The following is a 17,430-nucleotide window of genomic DNA, read 5'->3' as shown; positions in this document are numbered from 1 at the left end:
CGAATTACCCGTATCACGGATTTCTCAGGAGGACCCGTTGACGTTTAGGTCAACGCCGCTTGGCTGTCGCAATGGCGCGATCCATTGCCTTATCAAGCTCAATCGGGAAGTGTCGCCGCGCTATGCCCTCGGCAATTCGGAAGAAGGGGAAGCGCTTGCGATAGTTTGGTTTCTTTTTTACGAAGATAAGAATGGGCCTAACGGATCTGCGCCGCTTGTACCCTACCCGCTGCCACACACCTAAGGTGCCTTCAATCTTTCCAACGAAGTAGCCCTTAGTGATGCCCCGCTTGGACTTGCTGCGCTTGCTATTAGTGGCGTTCTGCGTTGGGTCACTGCTAGCACGTACCTGCGATAGGATTTTGGTATAAGTCGCTGCTGAAATATTTCCATATTTATTTAGCTTAGCGCCGTCACCTGCAACCGCATACATCCCAGCAGGTAGTAAGCCAGCATGTCGCAAAGCACGCTCAAATCGCTTTTCATTCCTACTAGTGCCAAACACTGCAGGGGCCAAATATTTACTGGGTGCTGTGCCTTTAGTCGCTTCATCACGAATATATATTTTGGCAACACCCGAGCGTTTAGTGGCCTTCTTTACCAATACGGAGTTTTGAGTTAGTCGTGTTGGGTTCATAAAAACTCGCCCAATTTCTGAACGCTCCTCACCTCGAATACGAAATGCCACATTATTCAGAGCGACTGAACTGGCATAGGGCAAGTGGCGTTTAAGCTCCGTTAAAGCGCGATCAAATACAGAGGTATCCAGCTTGATACTAACGTCCATCGCTCAGCTCCTCAGCAGGGTTATCCTCCCCCCGCTTCATCTGCTCACGCTTCAGCTTGATATCCTGATGCCGGTAATAAGCAAACACCGCGATAGAAAGCAGGCCGGTGGTGAATGCACCGTAGGTAATTACATACTGCTCAAACGCCGATGCAACCTGAGCTGTCACGCTACCCACTCCCGCAATCCATATCATCAGCCGCTCCATTGCTGTATTTGCTGCATCAGTTGGACTCATTGAACCACCCTCTTCGCTGCGCCTTTTACCGCAGCCAATGGCTTCATGATGTGCTGGCTGATCCCATAAGAACCAAAGAAGAAAATGATCACTGCCGAGAAAGCACCGAACATCAGCATCGACCCAGCAACAGACCAAATAAACTTCGCGTACCCAGCATCCCACGGCCACACCACCACAGAGGCCAATACTAAAAACATCTCGATGCGAATAATGGCCAAGGCCGCAAAGCGCCGGGTTAAGCTGCGTTGCGTATTCTCACTCGCCGTGCTCTCAACATGAGCCACCACCGTACTGATAATTTGCTTGCGGGCCTCAGAGGCATGGCGAATTAATTCTTTCGCATCTTCCGCGCTTTCCTGCTCGGTGTAAGACAAGCCATCAATCCAACCCCCCGCCCGCACCAGTAGCCCATTATCCTTGTCGAGGATATCGTCCACGGGTTTAGCGTTACTGCTGAACAACCCTGTTATTCCAGACAAAATACCCATCACGGATACTCCGGCACATAGTGCGTAATTGTCAGATTAAAGTTAGGCGGCAACATATCCCGCAGTTGCCCCATTGCCTTGCGTGACTGCATCACCCACCAGCCACCCGGAGCCACACCAGAACCAACACCAATGCAGCCTTGAACATCAGAGGAATAATTAGCCGTGTGGATTAATATTTTTGAGCGCCCAGGAACCTCCAGCAGTTCCCACACATTGAGGTATCGCTGTGAACTATACGCCTCACAAGAATAAATACCCTCGGGGATACAGCTCTCAAATGGGCGGTTACCCAACCAAGGGCGCTCCACCGTATAAAACACACAGTCGCGCACTCTCAGTCGCCCCAATGTGGCATCAGGCCCATAGGCGAATCGTTGTAAATTGCAGTCCATGTGTTTGCGCTCAGTGCCCTGCATTGCAGAGCAAATAGAATTCAAAAAAAAGGCGCCCCAAAAGAGCGCCATAAAGAACATTAACAAGGATGAAAAATGAGCGATTCAAAACGAAAAAACCCGGCTGGGGGAGCCGGGTTTCTGTTGCAAGCGGAAAAACCGCAAGCTAGAAAAAAAGTACCATCCTGGGTCAAAGTCTGTCAACCCACCTTCAGCAACTTTTCTTTGTAACCCTCGACAACCTCAGACACAGGCCCCAGAGCACGAGCAGGGAGCGGATCTAAACGCCTTTGTAATTTCCTCCAAATATTCTTCCACTCCTGATCCCACGTGGATTTTTGACAACCAACAATAACCCGCGCCTGCTTCACATCTACCTTGCGCCCATTAACATCCCGCAACGCACACGCACTAATACAAAATAACGCCAACTGGCTAACCTTCTCGCGCGGGTGCGGCTCCTCCCACTTATCGAACTCAGACATCAAGAACTGCAACAACGCCGCCCGCTCTTTAAATCTTTTTGCCGGAGGAGCATAGGCAGCCATGCCCCAGCAATAAGCCAACGGATCACTATCCCGCAACTTAGCAACAACGTTTTGAATTATTCCCCTCTCGCAGGCATCCATAATCCGGCTACCGCTTCCCTTCCCCACAACCGTCTCAGTGCCACTCACTCGCGGCGCATCTATCCGGCAAATGACTTGATCCGCCTTGCCCTGCACCTCACCACGAATAACCACCTTCCGGCCCCGGCGCGTGCTTAGGGTGGCCGTACTCCTACCGCCCATGGCCTCGTAATCAAACGCCGCTGCCGACCCATCGAACGCATCATGCCAAGCCTGTCTCGCAGTATCGAATCTCATATCACTCCCCCCAAGACATCAAATGGTAACCTCAACCGGAACAATTACGCAGCCTGCTGAAAACTATCGAAATGCTCCTGAAAAACCTTTCTCGCCACATGCAGATTATCCCGATGGAAAGTCCCCAAATAATCCTCATGCACCTGTCGAATTTTATTTTGAGTCACCACCGTATGGGCAAACACCAAATCCACTTGGCGAGGGTTATCCGTGCGAAATACCGCTAAGGGTCTACTCGCAACGGTAGTCATAATTCGCTCTTTCGCCTTGATGAGGGTCACAACGGTCATAGCATCGCTCCTTGAAAATCCGTGTTTACCAGCCAGTGTCTGTCAGCATTTCACCGATTGGCCGGTCCCGTGTTCGCTGCTGGGGCGCTATTCGCTGCGGTGGAATAAACTTTTCGCGCCTCACCCAGTTGCGCCACACCGCCAACCAATCACGCCGTACCCCCTGCTTGCCCGACTGAGATTTCCAGTAATCACCAAAGCTGGCCGCAATGTCGTAGATCTGGTGCATCACCTCTGGCCGCGTCTTGGCCGCCTCATCGTAAAATTCTTGGGTTAACTGCCAATCATCGGGAAGGCGGGTACCACGCTTCGATGGCGGGGCGGGTTCCTGACGGACAGCAAGGGCACCACCCTGACCGCTCTCTCTCTGGTTATTTTCTAGAGTGGTTACTTTCTTAGTATCTTTACTTTCTTGTGTCGGCAAATCCGGATACGGTAAACCCGTATCTGGTAAATCCGTATCCGGTAAATCCGTATCCGGTAAATCCGTATCCGGTAAATCCGTATCCGGTAAATCCGTATCCGGTAAATCCGTATCCGGTAAATCCGTATCCGGTAAATCCGTATCCGGTAAATCCGTATCCGGTAAATCCGTATCCGGGTTTTCAGGAAGTGGATCAGCATTTCGTGGCATGTCCGAGATTTCATAGTCTGTACCGACTATTTTCCCCCGCTCACCACGCCGAGTAATTCGCTGGCAATAACCAGCGTCGATCAACTCACCCAACAGCTTGTAGATTTTATCCCTGCCCTCCTGAGCCTCTTTAGCCAGTGCCAAAGGGGAAACCTCCCAATGATCCGGCTTCGACAACAAATGCAGTAGCAAGCCACCAGCCGCGAAAGAAATACGGCGATCACACACAACGGAATTTGAGACCACCAAGTAATTTGAAGACGGTCGAGCACTTCTACGAATCATGCAGCAGCCCCCCTAGGAATAAATGAAAGGGTCATATTGTTTTACCTATCCTTGAAAAAACACCGGACAGCCCCGACCGCCTCACCACTACCCAGGTGACGGGTTTCCCGTTATGCTGAGTTCGCCAAAACTAACAGCAACGGAGATTTGCTATGAAAAATGATTCAAATGAACGCATTGCCGCTGACATCCTAATTGCCTGCCTCCAGCGCAACGGAGAAAGCACCTCAAAATCGTTTGAAGGTGATGTTGAAACTTCAGCTAAGGCCTTTCAGGTAATTTTTGAATCCGTTTACAACGCGAGTTCACGGGCTAAATCGAAACGCCAGGCGGAAGCTAATCAGAGTTCACAGAGCTAATCGCGTTCTTGATGGAGTCGACCCAATCATCAACACACCCCCCATTCTGATAGGCGAGCCCCAGGGCCTGATCGAATATTTCTTTCTTCGTTAGATAAATATTCGGGTCAGGCTTTTCTAGGTGAAGCCCTGCTGAGCTACCAGTCACCAGCGCTTTACCCTGTTCAGAATCTACAGTCTTCTCGACTTGCTTATCCACTTTTCCCTCTCCTGTATAAATCCCCATGTACCGCAATGAATTAATCCCGGTCATCAAAAACCGCAGAATGGCAGGACAATAAAATGGGGAATTGAAAATGATCGTTATTCTGGTTTCTGAAACGAACCCGCACGGCCTTAACTTGCCTGCTGAACTTCTGGCATGGCTTGCTGATCAGCAGCTTCAAACAACCGAGCCAGTTTCGGGCAAAGATCCACAGCCCGAACCACCCCTCCTGCCACCAGCTCCGCGCGCAGAGCCAATTCTGCCGACGCACCATGATTTCCATTTAGTAGGTTACTTATGGTGGGCTGACTGATACGCAGGGCCTTAGCTGCCGCTTTCTGGCTTCCAAAGTGCTTAATCAGTTTTCTGACAGCTTCTTCAACCGGATCTTTTCTATTCATGCCCGCAGAATATCGGTCTGCCTATACTGACGTCAACCGGTAATCCGATTTTGAGTGATATAGGCCGCCCTATAACATACAAATCAACTAAAAAACCTTACGGAACTCATCAGTGACCGACCTAAAGGACAGGCTCAAAGAGGCCCGCAAACACGCAGGTAAGACACAAAAGCAAGTTGTTGAAGCCGTAGGCATCTCTCAACCTTCGTACTCCGATCTTGAGCGCGGAAAGTCCTACGGTACGCGCTATACCACCCAAATAGCCGAATACCTTGGCGTTAACGCTTTGTGGCTCGCTACGGGTAAAGGCCCCATGCGAAAACCTCTCATCAATGAGGTTCGGCACAAAAATCTGGAATCACTTGTGGAAGAGCACGGGCTGGAAGAACTAAAGCAAAAGCTTCCTGACGTTGAGAGCCACATTCACTTCGCCATTAATGAAAACCGAGCCATCAATAGCAGGGTGGCCAGAGCGATAGAGAGCGGCTTAGGGCTGCCTATTGGGGTCCTGGATTACGACAAGACAACAGAGGAAACGGGCAGCAATGTAATACCAGGCCCACGTATACAAGGGCGCGTACCCTTGATCAGCTGGGTTCAAGCCGGGGCTTTTTGCGAGTCGATTGACCTGTTTGAACCGGGCGATGCTGAAGACTGGATACCGTGCCCCTCTAACCACTCTGATCGCACTTTCGCTTTACGTGTTCAAGGCGACAGTATGACCAGCCCCTACCCAGGTCAAAAGAGCTACCCAGAGGGAACTATTGTTTTTGTGGACCCTGATAAACCGTTGATCAATGGTTGCAGGGTCATTGCAAAATTAAACGGTGAAGCCACTTTTAAAACCTACGCCGAAGATATGGGGCATATCTATTTACGCCCAATCAACCCAACCTACGCACCGATGGATATCACCGGCAAGAACGTATCCTTTTGCGGTGTAATCATTGGCTCTTACAGCCCCGAATAACTCGCACAAAAAAGCCCGCAAATGCGGGCTTCTTCTAATCCGATACAGTTCCTAGAAAAGTATCTTCTCTGCCATATCAGCCTCAATCACACCAAGGGACACACAAGTCAACGTAATATCCTGCGTAGCCGCTCCTGGCTTGTACTCACCCTGGATATTTGAGCGAATAATCACTTCCCGATCATTTACAACAACATTAAAGGCCACTTCTGTTTTGGTCCGATTATCTTTCAGATAATCGATGCCCATAGTAGTACCACAGCTGGCCTGTTCCGGTGTGAGCTTCCAGTTCTTCAGTGAAGTAGAGATATAACCAGACTCTGGGTCAGAGGACTGGATCTGAAACCCTTCCAAAAGCAGAGCCCGCTCAGCCTGCTTCAGAATCTCAGATTTGCTCGATAAGTGTTCCGTAGCGAACGGCTCATTCTTAACCTCTGGCGCCTCATAGGTCATCGCACATCCCCCGAGACCCACCACCAAAGCCGCTGCCACTCCATAACCTAGCGTTTTCATTGTTGTTTTCCTCCATGGATAAACGCACTCCGAGCATATCAACCGCGAACCTGAATTCAACCTCATACAAAAATATAGGAATACCTATTGTTTTAGAAGACCGGTTTATCTATATTTATCATCAACACCACGGATAGGGCACCCAACATGGACACCGCCACAAGCCACCTAATACCCCTGGCACCACGCCAAGCGGAAGCGCTAACACATCGCGCCCGAGGGCTCTCAAACCGGGAAACCGCCCAGGCTATGCAGTGCTCAGTGACGAACGTCAGCAACCTGCTCGCCGAGTGCTTCTACAAACTGCACGCCCGCAACAGCACCGACGCCGTGGCCAAAGCCATAAAACACGGATTAATCCAGTTCGTCCTGATCGCCACGATTGTCAGCGGAATTGGCGCAGAGCAAGAACAGCTACGCACCCGATTCCAACGCCGCCTCACCTCACAAACCATCCGAAACAACCGGGAGGGAATCGCATGACCGCCACCGTGTTTGTACACCCCACGGCGATGAGTAAAAACAATATCGACCGCCTCAAGCGCCGCATCGATATTGCCAACGCCGTCCACAAAATTGGCACCCGCCTAGTGCAGCCAAAACCCACCACCGCAAAGCCAGTAAATAACAACTGGCCACCGTTTGGAGGTGATGCCGCATGAACCAGAACAACCCAGCTCACAGCGTGGATACCCTGCTCACCGTCGCCAATGGAAATTCTGGAGCCAGCAAAGTTGCCGCACTGGTTTTGCTTTCCGCCTGGAATAGCCACGACTTTTCGCTCCCCATTGCGGAGCTCTCATTGCTCGACGGCGACAACTTCTGGCATGCCATCAACGTGATCAACCTGCGCTACCACGGCAGATCACCTGAAAACGTCATTGCGGATGGTGAGAAAAAATTCCACGCCCTCTACCGCGACTGGAACCACCTGGAAACCCAGAGGAAGGAAGCCGCGTGAACCAAGCCCAGCCGCTACCGCAAATGCCCTGCCCTCACTGTGGCAAGCCAGCAGGGCCTGTATTTAATGGGCAATTGCAATTACGCGGCTGGAATTGCCAACCCTGCCGATACTGGGAACCCGCCATCGGTAGAGAAAGGAAGTTCAAAAAAACGGGGACCGGCCATGAATGAATTCACCCGAATTTTAGAGCTGTACGAAGAGCTGCTGGCCAAGGTGAAGCTGCAAGAAGTTGAAATGAAAAGTATGCGCGAACAAGTCGCCACACTTTCCGAAGCCATCCAAGGCCAAGCCCCACAAAAAGAAAATCAGGAGGCAGCGTGAGAAAGGAAAAAACCTTCACCGTCACCCAAGCCGCCCGCCTATTGGGAATGGGCAGAAACAATTTAATGAAACTCATGCGGAACAACGGCTTATTACACAGCCAAGAACCCATGCGCAACTCCCCCACAAAGTGGGCCACCACACAGGGCCTGCTCGTTGCACAAAACGCTGAATACAAACGCGGCCCAGTGGCAGTGCCTTACATCAACACCAAGGTCACCTCCAACGGCATGGTCTGGATGCGCGACCTTATCGAAAAACAAACCGTACCCGAAGCTAGTTAATCACCCACAAATAAAAGCAAAGGATTGAAAAATGGAACTACAGCAACTCGTCACTGAAAGTCTTGGTAAGTACATCGACAGCGGAAAACTGGAAAAGTCTATCGACTCAAAAGTTGAAGCTACCATTGTTGGAATTTTGGATTCAGTGCTTCGCGAATATAGTGATTTTGGTCAGTCTTTGAAAAAGGCTATTGAAGATAAAATCTCTATCTGCACAAACCAAATAACCCTGCCCGAGTACAACAAATATATTACCGACATGATCGGTGAGCTGTACATCAAAGCTCTAGATGAGCAAGCAGGCGCACATTTAAAACCACTATTAGATAAAGCTCTCCAACCCGTTCCGGCTGCAATAACATCTGAAGAGTTTTTAGAACTCATTAAAAAGGAATGGCAAGAGGAGCACCTTAGTGAAGGGCATGAAGAAATAAGACTAGAGTGGGAGCGATCCGAATATTTTACAAGAGTGAAAATCCTCCACGGTGAATATTCATTCAATAATATTGAGATTTCACTTTATAAGGACCGCGATGAAGAGCATCACTACATCTCGATTATCCGAGAGGATGGCAAAAACTTTAGAAGAGGAGTGCAGGCCCACACACTTAATTACGGGCTTCCCGGTGAACTATTCAAGCTATATGCCCGCAGAACTTTGATTACCGATATAGATGAAATCTACGGCGATTCTATTTACCTCGATTACGATTAATAACTTTCATCCGCGCCCCAGGCGCATCAGTCAGCTGTAACCGTTAGGGCTGCCGGTACGGAGCCCAATTTTAATTAATTGGAGAACTCCATGAAAAGATTCGCACTATTCACTGGCACCTACAACTTAATGATGGGTGGCATCAAAGATTTCAAACGCTCCTACGCCACTGAAGAAGAAGCCTACCAAGAGGTAGAGCGCATTTCCCAGCAGGAGCTGTTCACACACTGGGCCCAGATCTTCGACAAGAAAACCGACACCGCAAAAATTTATCGTATCGACGATAAAAAAATCACCAAGGACAAACCCCAAGAGTGCCCTCACCCAGAACCAAACGCCGCCTGACCCACAGCCAATAACTTTCTAAGCCCGCCCCGTGCGGGCTAAGTGGGTAGAAAAACACGGAGGAAATTATGCTTATTTTCAGATCACCGCTATCAGCTTTAGCCCACATCGTAGCAGCCAACTGGACGGATAAATTAATTGCCACGCCGACCCAGAACGAATTTACCGGCAAGCAAAATAAACTCAGCCAGAAAGCTCGGCGAAAACGAGCCAAGTGGAGCTAAGCTCATGCCCAAGCGTAAACCCCGCAAGCCCATGAGCCAACGCGCCCTGCACGCCCGCCGAGTAAACCGCTGGCTACCCGGTTTAATCCTCACCGCGCGCAGCAGTACCGGCCTGGATACCGATGGCGATCCTATTTTAAAGATCACCCACCGCCGCCAACGCGGCGCCGTAGGCGATATCGCCCGCGCTGATTACCAACATGAAATATTGAACTGGCAACACCACTGGATGGTAACGGTATTTGTTGAGTGCAAAATCCCTGAAGGCGATTTCTATAAAGACTCGACCGAGTTCGAAGCCTACGGCGTCCGCCTCAATGACCTAGCCGAATTCGTGCGCCCAGAACTGGACACCATCAAAAACAAAGCCAACCCCAACCACTACACAGACCACGGCTGGCAGGCAGAGATTCTACCGAATAGTAAACAGGAAAAAGGGAGAGCAGCATGAACATGACAGCAGAGACAAAAGTTGACCCAAATACACCAAAGAAGAAGGCAACCAACGAACGGGCATCAGAGCTCAATTTAGTATCACACTTGCACCGTCAGCGTGAGTTCTCCAAAAATACCTTCGGTCCAGGCCCCCGAGTTGAAGGCATTTTGGATCATATAAGCAAAGAAATTATCGAGGTAAGAAACAATCCACAAGACCTTAGCGAGTGGATTGACTTGGCCCTTTTATCCTTCGACGGTGCGTGGCGTGCCGGATACACACCAGAGCAAATAGCGGCAGCGTTGACGGCCAAACAAGAAAAGAACGAGGGCCGCAGCTGGCCTGACTGGCGCAACGCCCCCAAAGATAGAGCAATTGAGCATAACCGCTCTACGGAAGAGGCTGCGTGATGGAGCAGTCAAAGCTCGGTTCATTGATTGAAACTTGCATCAATACCGTAATCGGCTTTCTGGTTACTTTCATTGCATGGCCTCTAGCCGCCCTACTAACCGGAATTGAGTACAACTACGGACAGCAATTCGGAGTAGTTGCTTTTTTCACCGTTATCAGCGTCGCACGCGGCTATGTAGTGCGCCGCTGGTTTAATGCTCGCCTGAAAGAAGCAGCCACCCGACTAGCTCAAAGCCTGCATCACTCAGAAACCAAGGGGGCGAGCAGGTGAAACTCTGGCAATCCCTCACCGGCATCGCCGCCCTAATCTTCTGCGGCACCAGCCTCGCATTTACCGTGCAGCTGTGGATATCCATGCCCGCAGGTCTCGGCGGGCAGGTGGTGGCCGGTGCTACGGCAGTGGCGCTGGAGCTGTGCAAGTTCAGCTTCGCCCCGCTGGGCCTCTGGTTGTGCAGCCAAGGGCAAAAGAGCGGCTATGCCCTACTCTGCCTTTGGCCCCTGCTGGTAGTAATCAGCATTGTTGCAACGGTCGGATTCCTCGCCACTCACAGCGACGAACAGCAACAGCGCAGCACCCGTAACAGCCAGGAATACCAAGCGTTGCAACAGCAGATAAACAGTTTGCAACAGCAGATCAACACCCTAAACGGCTTGGTCACCACCGACGCCAACAACGGCTACCGCCAACGCGCCATTAATACCGCCGCACAGTTATCCACAATGGAGGCTGAGCGCACGCAGCTCATAGAAAAGCTATCCACCATTGAACAAACACCCAGCACGCACAGCGCCTTCAGCAGCTTGGCGAGCACCCTCAACGCAGACCCGGCAAAGATTCAGCATATCGGCTTCCTCGCCCTGGCGATCATCACAGACATCGTAGGGCTAGTCGCGTTGCTCGCGTTTAACGCTGCTGCAACAGTTGCGAAACGCGCCACTGCACCGTTGCAACAGTCTGAAACGGCTGAAACACAACCGTTACACACCGCCCACTTGAACGAAGAACAACAGCAACTCGCCCAGCGAATCCGCGCCGGAGAGTTCGGCCGCAAGCCCGTAATGCGCAACATCATCAACGATATGCGCCTTAGGCACGGAACCGTTAAACCCGTTTTCGACGCCCTGCAACAGGCGGGCACACTCAAACGCAATGGCCAGGGGTTTGCCCTAGTGCAGAGCTAGAAGGTAAGGATTGCCATGAGTAAGCTACTCACTAAAACAGAGATAGGCCGCCTGACCGGTGCCGGCGCTGATAATATCGAAGAGCAAAAGCGTATTCTTGATGCCAACCGAATCCCCTACGTGCGACGCAAGGACGGCTCACCCGCGCTAACCTGGGAAATGGTCAATCAGGCAACCCTATCCCGAGGGGCGTCTAAACTCAACACCTCAGATATAAGCTTACCTGCAGGCTTTAACCTTGGAGCAGCTGGCTAATGGGCAGAAGACGAAACCCGGAAAATACTTGGATGCCGCCAAATGTAGAGCGGTACAAGAATGGTTTTCGAGTGAATCGAAGAGGCTACCCAACCAAGCATCTGGCAAAACTTGATGCCAGTAAGGCAGAAGTTTGGACTGCTTACGAACGCTACCTGGCCGGGTTGGTAGAGAAGGAGTTCACCCTTAAAGACCTTATTGAGCTGTATTTTGCATCACCTCAATACACCAAACACATCAAACCGCAGACGCAAAAAGACTACCATCGCTATAGCCTGCGTATCTTGGCAGTGTTTGGGGAAATGGCGCCCGATGCTATCACCTCACCACTGGTTCAGATGTTCATTGATGCCCGAGGAGCAGAACACCCTACCGCAGCAAACCGAGAAAAAACCTTTCTAGGCATTGTGATGAAATGGGGCAAAGCCAGAGGGTTTGTAAAAATTGAAGACCCTACAGTTGTAGTTAAAGCACTCAAGGAAAAAGCAGGCGGTCGCTATTTGGAAGACTGGGAGTATGAAGCCTTTTGGCAGTGGCTTGGCGATCGCGGCCATATTATGCATCAGTGCGCTATGGAGATTAGCTATTTGTGTGCAGCCAGGCAGCAGGATGTACTCGCCCTCACCCGAACAGACATGAAAGAAGATGGCCTGCTAATTGTTCAAAGCAAGACCGGAAAAGCGCAGATAAAACTCTGGAGCCCAGCACTCAGGGAAGCGGTTGAGCGCGCACTTGCGAGCAACATTGAAGCACAAATTCAAACAGCTCATATTATTCGCAGCCGTACCGGGCGACCTTTCACCCGCATGGGCTTTAATGCTACTTGGTTAAGAGAACAGCGAGCCGCCTTGGAGGCAGGAGTTATTAAGGAGCGGTTTCGGTTTCACGATTTGAAAATTAAAGCCGCCAGTGATTTTGACGGCGATGTGCAGAAATTTACCGGACACAAAACCCGCTCGATGGCAGAGCGATATAATCGAACAGCGGATAAAGTTGTCAGCCTAGACCGGAAGCGCCCTAAGAAAGGCAAATAATTTAGTTTGCCTTTTGCTCTACATTCTCTTTGGTTTCTACAACTTCAATATGAGCATCTCTTTCAAGCTCAAGTCTCAGTACAGCTCTCAAGTCTTCGATTGATTCAGGTGATAAAGTGACCTGCTCATCTTTCATTTTAGATAACTCAACTGCAATTGAGTGAGTTAGGTTACTTATTGATTCATCAGAGAGAGTGACTGGCTGTAAAGCCACAGGGGAGTTTAGATTTACAGAAATATCTTTATTTTGGGAATAGATCTGTCCTATGAGCGCACCAACAGCTACCAAGGCTGAAAAAACTGCCGCCCAGAACATCTTTTTTGTAAGCCTGAATCCATGCCTTGCAACTTGGGCACTTTGCTTGGCTGCACTTGCACTCACTTTCGCCGCCTCCGAATTAACAGCAGCAATTGTATTTGCAAGTTCAGCAGCATGCACTGAACGCTTCGTTAAGTCAGCCTGCTCCCACTCTAGTTTGCCGCGCCTCAAATCTTCAAGGTCCTTTATACGCGCCTCGATTCTCGTCAAAAATACCTCTATACCCCGCATCTTTGCATCCCGCTCAGTCATGAGCGGCTTCCATGGTGAACCCACCACATGAGATCCCGAGAACCCCTCAAACAGCTCAGGGAGGCAATTCAGGACTTGATGAGTTTCCGATAATTGAGCTTTCCACTTTCTATAATCTGAGAGACCTCGCTCTACATCTGATTCGCTATCTTCAGATAGCAGCTCCTCTATTTCCTTGGATCTTTCTTCAAGCTGAAAGTAATTAGGCGCCTCCGCCAAAACTCTTTTAACTTTCTCTAATTCAGCACCCATGTAGCCACAAATCCTTATGCTCTAACTCATGAATAATATGGAACCTCAACCTAGATTGAGGACAAAATTACCACACCAAATTACCACACTGGAGCCAAAAACGAAAAAACCCCGCACTAGGCGAGGTTTTAAGTCCTTGAAAAACAAGGAAGAATCTGGGGTGGCCGACGGGGATCGAACCCGCGACCTCAGGAGCCACAATCCTGTGCTCTACCAACTGAGCTACGGCCACCATAAAAGTGATATACTTCAGCACCTTGTGGCAGTACTGATTGCCGGATACCTCTTGCAGCCAATCTGGCTTCAGACTAAGTCCTTTTTGCCAAACCAGCACCATCTTGTAAAGATGGCACGCCCGGCAGGACTCGAACCTGCGACCATCCGCTTAGAAGGCGGATGCTCTATCCAGCTGAGCTACGGGCGCAAGGTGAACCCGGAAAATTGGTCGGGGCAGAGGGATTCGAACCCCCGACATCCTGCTCCCAAAGCAGGCGCGCTACCAGACTGCGCTATGCCCCGTTTTTCCAATCATTCGCACCTCTTTGACCCTGTTAACCGCCCCGTAGGTGGTTGTGTAAGTCGCTGTAGCTGCGAAGTGCGTGCATAGTAATGATACCCCCGGCCCATGTCAACGCTTCTAAGCTATTATTTTTAAAGAAGTTTATCCTTTTGCCTATCTGGGCCCAGAAGTGGCGAAATTATTTCCAACCTGTGCGAAAATGGCGCACTTCGCGAATCCGACCGGATAAAAAGTAAGCGTTTTTAAAAATCGCCGGCTTCCGCCCTTCTATATAAAGTAGGTGCTGAAGCAGATTCCGGTCTATTAGCCATCGATTTTTTACTGTTAGAGATAGTATCTATGTCTGCACTGGTTCTGGACGGCAAGGCCCTGGCACAGAAAACTGAAGAGGAACTCTCGGCTCGGGTAGCCGTACTAAAGGAAAAGAGTGGTGGCCAAACGCCAATCCTGGCGACCATTCTGGTAGGTGATGACCCCGCCTCCGCCACTTACGTAAAGATGAAGGGCAATGCCTGCCGCCGAATCGGCATGGACTCCCTCCAGGTGGAACTGCCCTCCTCCACCACCACTGAGCAGCTGCTCGCTAAGATCGAAGAACTCAACACCAACCCCAACGTCCACGGCATTCTGCTCCAGCACCCGGTACCGGCGCAGATCGATGAGCGCGCTTGTTTTGATGCGATCAGCCTGGAGAAAGATGTAGACGGTGTAACCTGCCTGGGCTTTGGCCGTATGGCAATGGGTGAAGAGGCCTATGGCTGCGCGACTCCTAAAGGAATTATGCGCCTGCTGGAAGCCTACAATATTGAATTGAAAGGCAAGCACGCCGTAGTTGTGGGTCGCAGCCCCATTTTGGGTAAGCCGATGGCGGCCATGTTGTTGAATGCCAATGCCACCGTGACTATCTGCCACTCCCGCACCCAAGACCTGGCCGAGCATATCCGCCGCGCCGATATTGTAGTGGGCGCTGTGGGCAAGCCTGAGTTTATCAAGGCCGAGTGGATTAAGGATGGCGCTGTAGTTGTGGATGCCGGTTACCACCCCGGCGGTGTCGGCGATATCGAGCTGGGCCCGCTGGCTGAGCGCGCTGCCGCTTACACCCCGGTACCCGGTGGCGTTGGTCCCATGACCATCAATACCCTGATTTATCAATCTGTCGATTCCGGTGAGCGTAAAATTGGCTAACCTGATTCGTCTGGATAAAGCGGTCAGCCAGGTCACCGACCTCTCCCGCACTGATGTAAAGCGCGCGGCCTGGGCGGGGCGCATTACCGTCAATGGTGAGGTGGTCACCAATGCGGCCACCAAAATACAAGTCAGTGATGAGTTGTGCCTGGATGGTGAGCCCCTGCACGAGCCGGGGCCCCGCTACATTATGTTGAACAAGCCCCTGGGCTATGTCAGTGCCACCAAAGATGGCGAGCACCCAACGGTGCTGGACCTGATTGATGAGCCTAACAAGGAAAAGCTGCATATTGCCGGGCGCCTGGATATTGATACCACCGGCCTGGTGCTGCTTACCGATGACGGCCAGTGGTCCCACAAAGTGACCTCCCCCAACCACCATTGCGACAAGACCTACTACGCTCTGTTGGCCGAGAAAATTGAGGAAGATGCCGTGGCCAAGCTTGCCAAGGGTGTCTGGCTCAATAACGAAAAGAAGAGAACCAAGCCCGCCAAGCTGGAGATCCTCTTTGCCAACGAAGTGCGCATCACCATCGGTGAAGGGCGCTATCACCAGGTGAAGCGTATGTTTGCGGCCCTGGGCAACAAGGTACTGGAGTTGCACCGGGAAAAGATCGGCGAAATCATCTTGGATGAAGAACTTCAGGAAGGTGATTACCGCCTCCTGACCCCTGAAGAAATTGCCTCTATCAATTAAAAAAAGATATGTCAGCCCTTCTACATCAGGAACTTATCCAGGCCCCAGAGGAAACCCTGTGGATCGCCGATGAAAACAGCAAGCCCCTCTTACATCAGGAGGGGTTTCATTTTGCCGGGGATTTAATCAGTAACCGCTGGGATATTGCCGAACTCGCCGAAAATACGGTGAAGCGGAGCTTCTTCAATGATTTCCACTTTGAAGAACTGGACCGCAAATACCGCCGTATTGTCTACGCCGTTTCGAAAGAGAAGGCCGTAGTTCACCATATTATTGATTGCGCACCCCACTTCCTCGGTGAAGGTGGCGAGTTGGTTCTGCTGGGTGAAAAGCAAAGCGGAATCAAAAGCTACGCCGCCAAAGTGGCCGAGCGCCTGGGTACCGCCAAGCACTTGCAAAAAAACGGCAACGACTACCTGAGCAGTAATGTTGTCGCTCACGAGGACACCGGCAATCCAGTCAGTGAGCTTCAGTACGCCCAATTACAGAAGCTGCCCGAGCTTGGAGACCTCTACTCCAAGCCGGGATTGTTCGGCTGGAACAAAATCGATAAAGGCAGTACTCTCCTCGCCCAGCAATTAACGACTGAGTTGCCACAGGACGGTTCTCGTATTGTTGATCTCGGTTGTGGTTATGGCTACCTGAGTATGCAATTAGCCGCTTTGGGTAAATATCATTTTACCGCTACGGATAATAACGCCGCTGCTCTATTGGCCTGCCGCAAGAATTTTACCGAACAGGGAATCGAAGGCATCGTTGTGCCCTCTGATGCAGGCTCTGAACTGGAGAGTGAAATCGCCGATCTGGTGCTGTGCAACCCACCTTTCCACCAGGGCTTTCAGGTGGAGGGAGATTTGACCGATCGCTTTCTGCAACAGAGTGCGCGGATTCTCAAAGATTCCGGCGCTGCGATTTTTGTGGTGAATGAATTTATTCCCCTGGCGAAAAAAGGGCCCCGCTATTTTTCCCAGGTGGATTTAATCACCAAAGAGCAAGGATTTTGCGTATACCGACTGCGCCCCTAAGAGCTGGGGGCGCAGACCGGCAGCAGTCGCCTGGAAACAGGATTAAAGGCTAGTAATCACGCAAATTAAATAAGTTCATCGACAGCGTATGCTCTTCCAACTCTTCGAGTTGTCGCAACCGCTCGAACGCATCCCTGGCTGATGGAGTTTCAGCACCCTGGGCAAGATCCCGATATTGATCGGCCAGGTAGATCTCGATATCCATGGCCAACTTGGCAATCTGCTCCAAGTCTTCAATATCAATGCCGCGCAAGCGCTGCAAAAATTCTTTCTCTCGCCCTTCCGGGGCAAATTGCACCCAGGTATGTAGGGCTCCAGGGGGCAGGTCTGCATGGAAGTTTTCCAATGAATGCTTCATGGAATCTTCCCGTCGTCGCAGCTGATCCAGCAGCAACTCGACCCGTTCATTGGTGGCAAGCTGCTCATACTCTTCGTATTGCAGCGCCAACTTGGCATGAAAATCCCTTCCTTCCTGAATCACTTCCTCAACAGTTTTGTACCGCATCAATCGATCCCGGCAGAACACTTCGCTCACCTTGAGTATAGTCACGAGGTGACAAAGGGCGCCAATGAAT

Annotated in this window: 31 protein-coding genes and 3 tRNA genes; 19 read left to right on the top strand and 15 right to left on the bottom strand. The window is 50.9% G+C overall.

The annotated features are described in order from the left end of the window. Positions 1-49 precede the first annotated feature (49 nt). The 7 genes from ACJJIQ_RS05080 to ACJJIQ_RS05050 form a co-directional block, all read right to left on the bottom strand. Positions 50-787 (bottom strand): hypothetical protein, encoded by a 738-nt coding sequence (locus tag ACJJIQ_RS05080; RefSeq protein ID WP_445363907.1) that lies wholly within the window; start codon positions 785-787, stop codon positions 50-52. After that, on the bottom strand, positions 777-1,025 hold the full coding sequence (locus tag ACJJIQ_RS05075) for a hypothetical protein (protein WP_444893433.1): 249 nt from the start codon (positions 1,023-1,025) through the stop codon (positions 777-779). The genes ACJJIQ_RS05080 and ACJJIQ_RS05075 overlap by 11 nt, the downstream gene beginning before the upstream one ends. Beyond that, positions 1,022-1,516 (bottom strand): hypothetical protein, encoded by a 495-nt coding sequence (locus ACJJIQ_RS05070; RefSeq protein WP_445363906.1) that lies wholly within the window; start codon positions 1,514-1,516, stop codon positions 1,022-1,024. Before ACJJIQ_RS05070 ends, ACJJIQ_RS05075 begins: the two co-directional genes overlap by 4 nt. After that, complete coding sequence (locus ACJJIQ_RS05065) at positions 1,516-1,956, bottom strand: DUF5675 family protein (protein ID WP_445363905.1); 441 nt, start codon at positions 1,954-1,956, stop codon at positions 1,516-1,518. Before ACJJIQ_RS05065 ends, ACJJIQ_RS05070 begins: the two co-directional genes overlap by 1 nt. Before the next feature lie 155 nt (positions 1,957-2,111). After that, the gene (locus ACJJIQ_RS05060) at positions 2,112-2,777 is read right to left on the bottom strand and encodes a hypothetical protein (protein WP_445363904.1); all 666 of its coding nucleotides are present in this window, start codon (positions 2,775-2,777) and stop codon (positions 2,112-2,114) included. Positions 2,778-2,821: 44 nt separating this feature from the next. After that, entirely contained in the window at positions 2,822-3,067 is a 246-nt protein-coding gene (locus tag ACJJIQ_RS05055; protein WP_445363903.1) for a hypothetical protein, read from the bottom strand. Positions 3,068-3,092: 25 nt separating this feature from the next. Continuing rightward, entirely contained in the window at positions 3,093-3,986 is an 894-nt protein-coding gene (locus tag ACJJIQ_RS05050) for a hypothetical protein (protein WP_445363902.1), read from the bottom strand. Positions 3,987-4,138: 152 nt separating this feature from the next. Between ACJJIQ_RS05050 and ACJJIQ_RS05045 the strand changes: the two genes are divergently transcribed. Continuing rightward, the gene (locus ACJJIQ_RS05045) at positions 4,139-4,345 is read left to right on the top strand and encodes a hypothetical protein (RefSeq protein WP_445363901.1); all 207 of its coding nucleotides are present in this window, start codon (positions 4,139-4,141) and stop codon (positions 4,343-4,345) included. Here the strand turns inward: ACJJIQ_RS05045 and ACJJIQ_RS05040 are convergent. Together ACJJIQ_RS05040 and ACJJIQ_RS05035 are read right to left on the bottom strand one after the other, a co-directional pair. Then, complete coding sequence (locus tag ACJJIQ_RS05040; protein WP_445363900.1) at positions 4,323-4,544, bottom strand: hypothetical protein; 222 nt, start codon at positions 4,542-4,544, stop codon at positions 4,323-4,325. The two genes, ACJJIQ_RS05045 and ACJJIQ_RS05040, sit on opposite strands and share 23 nt — an antisense overlap. A gap of 137 nt (positions 4,545-4,681) precedes the next feature. Beyond that, complete coding sequence (locus tag ACJJIQ_RS05035; protein WP_445363899.1) at positions 4,682-4,951, bottom strand: helix-turn-helix transcriptional regulator; 270 nt, start codon at positions 4,949-4,951, stop codon at positions 4,682-4,684. A gap of 112 nt (positions 4,952-5,063) precedes the next feature. Here ACJJIQ_RS05035 and ACJJIQ_RS05030 point away from each other — a divergent pair, with 112 nt between their 5' ends. Then, positions 5,064-5,921 (top strand): type II toxin-antitoxin system RelB family anti-toxin, encoded by an 858-nt coding sequence (locus ACJJIQ_RS05030; protein WP_445363898.1) that lies wholly within the window; start codon positions 5,064-5,066, stop codon positions 5,919-5,921. 51 nt (positions 5,922-5,972) lie between these two features. On the opposite strand, the gene ACJJIQ_RS05025 is transcribed toward ACJJIQ_RS05030, so the two are convergent. Beyond that, the gene (locus ACJJIQ_RS05025) at positions 5,973-6,434 is read right to left on the bottom strand and encodes a hypothetical protein (protein WP_444914660.1); all 462 of its coding nucleotides are present in this window, start codon (positions 6,432-6,434) and stop codon (positions 5,973-5,975) included. A gap of 147 nt (positions 6,435-6,581) precedes the next feature. On the opposite strand from ACJJIQ_RS05025, the gene ACJJIQ_RS05020 reads away from it, so the two are divergent. From ACJJIQ_RS05020 to ACJJIQ_RS04955, 14 genes are all read left to right on the top strand, one after another. Further along, positions 6,582-6,917: a response regulator transcription factor gene (locus ACJJIQ_RS05020; protein WP_445363897.1), complete on the top strand. Its 336-nt coding sequence runs from the start codon at positions 6,582-6,584 to the stop codon at positions 6,915-6,917. Further along, on the top strand, positions 6,914-7,096 hold the full coding sequence (locus tag ACJJIQ_RS05015; protein WP_444914662.1) for a hypothetical protein: 183 nt from the start codon (positions 6,914-6,916) through the stop codon (positions 7,094-7,096). Before ACJJIQ_RS05020 ends, ACJJIQ_RS05015 begins: the two co-directional genes overlap by 4 nt. Continuing rightward, positions 7,093-7,395: a DUF7673 family protein gene (locus tag ACJJIQ_RS05010; RefSeq protein WP_445363896.1), complete on the top strand. Its 303-nt coding sequence runs from the start codon at positions 7,093-7,095 to the stop codon at positions 7,393-7,395. The genes ACJJIQ_RS05015 and ACJJIQ_RS05010 overlap by 4 nt, the downstream gene beginning before the upstream one ends. Before the next feature lie 165 nt (positions 7,396-7,560). Continuing rightward, entirely contained in the window at positions 7,561-7,719 is a 159-nt protein-coding gene (locus tag ACJJIQ_RS05005) for a hypothetical protein (protein WP_445363895.1), read from the top strand. After that, entirely contained in the window at positions 7,716-8,003 is a 288-nt protein-coding gene (locus ACJJIQ_RS05000) for a phage antirepressor KilAC domain-containing protein (protein ID WP_444919084.1), read from the top strand. The genes ACJJIQ_RS05005 and ACJJIQ_RS05000 overlap by 4 nt, the downstream gene beginning before the upstream one ends. A gap of 31 nt (positions 8,004-8,034) precedes the next feature. Beyond that, positions 8,035-8,718, top strand: a complete 684-nt coding sequence (locus ACJJIQ_RS04995) for a hypothetical protein (protein ID WP_445363894.1) — start codon at positions 8,035-8,037, stop codon at positions 8,716-8,718. A gap of 90 nt (positions 8,719-8,808) precedes the next feature. Beyond that, a complete protein-coding gene (locus ACJJIQ_RS04990) occupies positions 8,809-9,063 on the top strand; it encodes a hypothetical protein (protein ID WP_445363893.1) in 255 nt (84 codons plus the stop codon). 68 nt (positions 9,064-9,131) lie between these two features. Beyond that, positions 9,132-9,287, top strand: coding sequence for a hypothetical protein (locus tag ACJJIQ_RS04985; protein WP_445363892.1), 156 nt, complete (start codon positions 9,132-9,134; stop codon positions 9,285-9,287). Between the two features lie 4 nt (positions 9,288-9,291). Next, a complete protein-coding gene (locus ACJJIQ_RS04980) occupies positions 9,292-9,738 on the top strand; it encodes a hypothetical protein (protein WP_445363891.1) in 447 nt (148 codons plus the stop codon). After that, positions 9,735-10,133: a dATP/dGTP pyrophosphohydrolase domain-containing protein gene (locus ACJJIQ_RS04975; RefSeq protein ID WP_445363890.1), complete on the top strand. Its 399-nt coding sequence runs from the start codon at positions 9,735-9,737 to the stop codon at positions 10,131-10,133. Before ACJJIQ_RS04980 ends, ACJJIQ_RS04975 begins: the two co-directional genes overlap by 4 nt. Further along, complete coding sequence (locus ACJJIQ_RS04970) at positions 10,133-10,405, top strand: DUF7220 family protein (protein WP_445363153.1); 273 nt, start codon at positions 10,133-10,135, stop codon at positions 10,403-10,405. The genes ACJJIQ_RS04975 and ACJJIQ_RS04970 overlap by 1 nt, the downstream gene beginning before the upstream one ends. Then, complete coding sequence (locus ACJJIQ_RS04965) at positions 10,402-11,316, top strand: hypothetical protein (RefSeq protein ID WP_445363889.1); 915 nt, start codon at positions 10,402-10,404, stop codon at positions 11,314-11,316. Before ACJJIQ_RS04970 ends, ACJJIQ_RS04965 begins: the two co-directional genes overlap by 4 nt. 15 nt (positions 11,317-11,331) lie before the next feature. Next, on the top strand, positions 11,332-11,571 hold the full coding sequence (locus ACJJIQ_RS04960) for a DUF4224 domain-containing protein (protein WP_445363888.1): 240 nt from the start codon (positions 11,332-11,334) through the stop codon (positions 11,569-11,571). After that, positions 11,571-12,605 carry a tyrosine-type recombinase/integrase gene (locus ACJJIQ_RS04955; protein ID WP_445363887.1) on the top strand — a complete coding sequence of 345 codons (1,035 nt, stop codon included), beginning with the start codon at positions 11,571-11,573 and terminating at the stop codon, positions 12,603-12,605. The genes ACJJIQ_RS04960 and ACJJIQ_RS04955 overlap by 1 nt, the downstream gene beginning before the upstream one ends. Position 12,606: 1 nt before the next feature. On the opposite strand, the gene ACJJIQ_RS04950 is transcribed toward ACJJIQ_RS04955, so the two are convergent. The 4 genes from ACJJIQ_RS04950 to ACJJIQ_RS04935 all read right to left on the bottom strand — a co-directional run bounded on the left by ACJJIQ_RS04950 (position 12,607) and on the right by ACJJIQ_RS04935 (position 13,947). Then, on the bottom strand, positions 12,607-13,428 hold the full coding sequence (locus ACJJIQ_RS04950) for a hypothetical protein (protein WP_445363886.1): 822 nt from the start codon (positions 13,426-13,428) through the stop codon (positions 12,607-12,609). Between the two features lie 156 nt (positions 13,429-13,584). Continuing rightward, a tRNA-His gene (locus ACJJIQ_RS04945) sits at positions 13,585-13,660 on the bottom strand. A 115-nt stretch (positions 13,661-13,775) separates the two neighbouring features. Further along, a tRNA-Arg gene (locus ACJJIQ_RS04940) sits at positions 13,776-13,852 on the bottom strand. Between the two features lie 18 nt (positions 13,853-13,870). Continuing rightward, a tRNA-Pro gene (locus tag ACJJIQ_RS04935) sits at positions 13,871-13,947 on the bottom strand. 340 nt (positions 13,948-14,287) lie between these two features. Between ACJJIQ_RS04935 and folD the strand changes: the two genes are divergently transcribed. Genes folD through ACJJIQ_RS04920 form a run of 3 tightly spaced genes read left to right on the top strand, consistent with a single transcriptional unit; the run spans position 14,288 to position 16,855 of the window. Beyond that, entirely contained in the window at positions 14,288-15,133 is an 846-nt protein-coding gene (folD, locus tag ACJJIQ_RS04930; protein ID WP_445363885.1) for a bifunctional methylenetetrahydrofolate dehydrogenase/methenyltetrahydrofolate cyclohydrolase FolD, read from the top strand. Next, on the top strand, positions 15,126-15,830 hold the full coding sequence (gene rsuA, locus ACJJIQ_RS04925; protein ID WP_445363884.1) for a 16S rRNA pseudouridine(516) synthase RsuA: 705 nt from the start codon (positions 15,126-15,128) through the stop codon (positions 15,828-15,830). Before folD ends, rsuA begins: the two co-directional genes overlap by 8 nt. Positions 15,831-15,838: 8 nt before the next feature. After that, positions 15,839-16,855, top strand: a complete 1,017-nt coding sequence (locus ACJJIQ_RS04920; protein ID WP_445363883.1) for a class I SAM-dependent methyltransferase — start codon at positions 15,839-15,841, stop codon at positions 16,853-16,855. Positions 16,856-16,904: 49 nt separating this feature from the next. Here the strand turns inward: ACJJIQ_RS04920 and ACJJIQ_RS04915 are convergent, their stop codons facing one another. Next, a complete protein-coding gene (locus ACJJIQ_RS04915) occupies positions 16,905-17,360 on the bottom strand; it encodes a hypothetical protein (protein ID WP_282932198.1) in 456 nt (151 codons plus the stop codon). Positions 17,361-17,430 lie beyond the last annotated feature (70 nt).

This window comes from Microbulbifer maximicatervae (SeqCode) (genome assembly GCF_052468295.1).
This window is presented reverse-complemented; position numbering and strand designations above follow the sequence as displayed.